The 1,000-nt window shown below is 40.9% G+C and carries 1 pseudogene; it reads right to left on the bottom strand.

Going from position 1 to position 1,000, the window contains the following annotated elements:
* Positions 1 to 207, bottom strand: a pseudogene (locus tag F6K49_RS53125) (hypothetical protein); the annotation flags it as partial.
* Positions 208 to 1,000: the final 793 nt, after the last annotated feature.

Genomic DNA, 1,000 nt, shown 5'->3' with positions numbered 1-1,000 from the left:
TTCAGCGTGGGTTTCCAAGACCCAATTCCAAGGAATAGGATAAGGACTATTGAGTGGGTCACTCTGAACGTATGGTTCGGTTAGATCAGGTTTGATAGCTTCTGTTACTTCCCTTAAAGGCTGGGAAGATAGCACCGATGATTGACTGGCTACTAAGGATTCATTAGCCTTGGCTTTCTCGGCATATAGGCTAGATGTTATCAACATCAAAGTTGCTAACAAGAGTCCTAGTGGTTGATTTTTAAGCCATCCTGCTAAACTCAATTGCCTTTTCAACATTGATTGGTCTTTCAGTTACTAATTAGCGTTTCTAGTTAGAGGAGCAACCCCAAGAAACTAGACTATAGTTCCTTAAATTTAAATTTAAAAGGTTAAAAAGTGATCAACTACCCCGTCCGACCCTGAATTACGAACCGGGTTTCTTACACTTCGACTCAGTCAGTTGGCTAAACCCTCCACTATCAAGCTACCGAAGGCAGACAAAGAAAATAAGCCAGGGAAAAATAAAAAATTAACACTCTTTCCTTCCCCTAAGAGGTCTTGGCTGAAGTGGGTAGCCCTCACACAAAAGTTGTCAGGCTTGACATTGGAATTAACTGGTTGGTTTGGAGGGTTTAGTGTTATGATAGCCATTTGGAATTCAACCTTGTTTTTTTGAATTCTTCTATAATGTAAAATACCTGCGCTTGACCCCTAACGGAGTACAATTGGAGAATCCTGCCTCATTATGTTGAAGGAGATCTAACAAAATTCGGTGTGACTCAACCCGCTACTTCCAACACCAATACCATACCTGAAACCTCAATAAGTATACTGAACTGCCTACTAATCTTAATTTTCAGGCTACTACTGCTAGGCGTAGGGAGTGGCTTTGCCGTGATATTTGGCATTGTTGTTGCCAATGCTTACCCTAACCCGAATCCAGAAAAACCCCTGATCTTAAAATTACTGGAGCATCTGGATAACAAGCGAGAATCAACGTTTCTCAATTTTAGTTCAA

This window comes from Moorena sp. SIO3I6, from assembly GCF_010672095.1.
This window is presented reverse-complemented; position numbering and strand designations above follow the sequence as displayed.